General features: G+C 65.8%; 3 protein-coding genes. 2 read left to right on the forward strand and 1 reads right to left on the reverse strand.

Annotated features, from left to right (window positions below):
• Positions 1–130 precede the first annotated feature (130 nt).
• Positions 131–844, reverse strand: coding sequence for a GntR family transcriptional regulator (locus tag V7067_RS17035; RefSeq protein ID WP_334177080.1), 714 nt, complete (start codon positions 842–844; stop codon positions 131–133).
• A gap of 325 nt (positions 845–1,169) precedes the next feature.
• Here V7067_RS17035 and V7067_RS17040 point away from each other — a divergent pair, with 325 nt between their 5' ends.
• Together V7067_RS17040 and V7067_RS17045 are read left to right on the forward strand one after the other, a co-directional pair.
• Positions 1,170–2,159 (forward strand): ABC transporter ATP-binding protein, encoded by a 990-nt coding sequence (locus V7067_RS17040; RefSeq protein WP_334177081.1) that lies wholly within the window; start codon positions 1,170–1,172, stop codon positions 2,157–2,159.
• Between the two features lie 79 nt (positions 2,160–2,238).
• Positions 2,239–2,959 (forward strand): twin-arginine translocation signal domain-containing protein (locus tag V7067_RS17045; protein ID WP_334177082.1); only part of this gene is annotated, 721 nt, incomplete at its 3' end.

A 2,959-nucleotide genomic window follows, 5' to 3' on the forward strand; every position in this document is an offset into this window, starting at 1 on the left:
GGGGTTCTGCGCGGCGGCGGGGCAGGGGCCTGCCGGCGGCCGGTTATATGCGGCCATCGCTGATCCGGGCTGTGCCGGCGCCTCCGGCCTCACGGGCCTTGCCGGCCGGAAATCGGGCGGCGGTTCCGGCTCAGGGCAGGCGGAGGGCTTCGGCGAGGCCGGAGGCGGCGGCCGGGGGGACGGTGAGGTCCAGACTGATCAGAAGATGTTCGACGTGGACGCGCATCAGTTCGCCGGAGCGCGCGCCCTCGCCGCGGGCAAGGGCGTCGATCAGCTCCAGATGCGCATGGTTGTCGCAGATGCCCTCCGGCTGGCGCCAGTAGAGCGCGATGACGAGGGACGATTGCGACAGCAGGTCCCGCACGATGTCGGCCAGCACCTTCTGGCCGGCATAGTCGGCAATGAGGCGATGGAAATCGGCCGAGTGGAACACCGCATCCAGCGGCCGGTCTTCGTGCAGCGCGCTGTGTTCGGCCTCGATGGCGGCGTGCAGTGCGGCGACCCGCTCCGGCGTCATGTTGCCGGCGGCGAGGGCGGCGATGGCCGGCTCGATCAGCGCGCGGGCCTGAAAGATCTCGCGGGCCTCATCCGGTGTCGGGCGGGCCACGCTCGCGCCCTTGTTGCGCTGCAGGACGACCACGCCATCGCGCGCCAGCGCCTGAAGAGCCGCCCGCACGACGGTGCGGCTGACGCCGAAGAACTCGGCGATCTCTTCTTCAACCAGCTTGTCGCCGGGGTTGAGCCGGTGGCGGATGATGGCATTCAGCAAGCCGTCATAAAGCGGCTGCCAGGACGCCCCGGCCTCCCGGCGCGGCTTTTTCGATTCCGGTCCGTTTGTCGTCATCTCGCGTCATTACGCCCGCGCGCCCACGCTCCGCGCGTCTGAGCCCCCTGTCGCGACCATTGCACAGAGCCGTGCCGGGGCCAAGGGAGCAGGGCTTCTGCGCGGGCAGCTTTCAACCGGATACAATAATTGTATACAATTTGGGCGCCGGTCTTGCGACTCTGGCGCCGATTTCGGCAGCCGCCCGATGCCTCAAATTGTGGCGCTCCGCGAATGATGTGTAATAAAAACAATATGTTAAAGACGATTTTTCGGGTTGGCACAATGCATGCTTATTAGTCGTTCAGAAAGGCGGTCCGGCCGCACTGCACCGGAAGGATGAGGAATGGCCAACGGCGATCTGGAACTGGTGAAACTGACCAAGCGCTACGGCAACGTGACGGCGGTGGATGCCATCGATCTGCGCGTGCCTGCCGGCACCTATTGCTGCTTCCTCGGCCCGTCGGGCTGCGGCAAGTCGTCGACGCTGCGGATGATCGCCGGCCATGAGAGCGTGTCGTCCGGCGACATCGTCTTGAACCCGAACAACATCACCGATCTGGCGCCCGCCCGGCGCGGCACAGCGATGATGTTCCAGAGTTATGCGCTGTTTCCCCACCTCAACGTCATCGACAACATCGCCTTCTCGCTGAAGATGAAGGGCGAGGCGAAGGCCGTGCGCCATGCCAGCGCCCGCAAGGTGATGGAACTCGTCGATCTGCTGGCTTACGAAACGCGCATGCCGGCGCAGCTTTCCGGCGGCCAGCAGCAGCGCGTCGCGCTGGCCCGCGCACTGGTCACCAACCCGGGCATTCTGCTGCTGGACGAGCCGCTTTCCGCGCTCGATCCGTTTCTGCGCCTTCGCGTGCGCACGGAGCTGAAGCGGCTGCAGCGCGAGCTTGGCATCTCGTTCCTGCATGTCACCCACGGGCAGGATGAAGCCATGGCGCTGGCCGATCTGGTCGTCATCATGAAAGACGGCCGCATCGAGCAGGCCGGTTCGCCGCAGGATGTGTTCCACCGGCCGGCCACGGCGTTCGTGGCCCGCTTCATGGGCGGGCACAATGTGCTGACGCTCGAAGGCCAGCCGGTGACGGTGCGTGCCGACCGCGTGCGCCTCGGCGCCGGCGACGGCGCGGCCCGCACGCTCAAGGGCGAGGTGCGCGGCGTCGAATATGGCGGCGCCACCGTGACGCTGGTGATCGCCGCCGGCGCGCTCGGCGAAATCACGGCCGTGGTGCCCGAAGAACACTTCAACGCACACCCCGCCGCACTGGGCGAAACGCAGGCCCTGCACTGGGCCCGCAGCGACGAATACGCCCTCCGCGCCGCCTGACCGCTTTCCATCCGACCGCGCGCCGCCGTCGTGGCGCGGCGCGCGGCAGCATCATCTTCACCGCTTTCGGAGAGAACTCATGACCGATACCAGCAAGCCGTTCACGTTGAACCGGCGTTCGTTCCTGAAGGGCAGCACCGCGGCGGCTGCCGGCCTTGCCGTGGGCGGCAGCGTCACCGGCTTTCCCTACATCTCCGGCGCGCGCGCCGAGGAGGCCCGCACGCTGCGCTACCTCGGCACGGCCGTGAACCAGTCGCAGGATATCGCCAGCCAGGTGAAGAAAGACCTCGGCATCACCATCGAGTACGTGCCGGTCACGACCGATGAGGTGACCAAGCGCATCATCACCCAGCCGAACACCTTCGATATCGTCGACACCGAATATTTCTCGCTGAAGAAATTCGTGCCCACCGGCAACCTGATGGGCATGGACGCCACGCGCATCAAGGAATTCGACAACATCACCTCGGTGTTCACCAAGGGTGAGATCGACGGCAAGCCGATCGGCAATCAGGGCACGGCGCCGTGGAAGGTGCTCTATCTCACGGGCAACAAGTCGAAGGAATTCTCGCCCACGCCCACGCAGTGGATCACCCTCATCCCCACCACCTACAATGCCGACACGCTGGGCATCCGGCCGGATCTGATCGGGCGGCCGATTAACAGCTGGGCGGAGCTGCTGAATCCGGAGTTCAAGGGCCGCGCGGCGATCCTGAACATTCCCTCCATCGGCATCATGGATGCGGCCATGGTCATCGAGGCCATGGGCAAGCACAAATATGCCGACAAGGGCAACATGA

Source organism: Pseudoxanthobacter sp., assembly GCF_036822375.1.
Classification (GTDB): Bacteria; Pseudomonadota; Alphaproteobacteria; order Rhizobiales; family Segnochrobactraceae; genus Pseudoxanthobacter.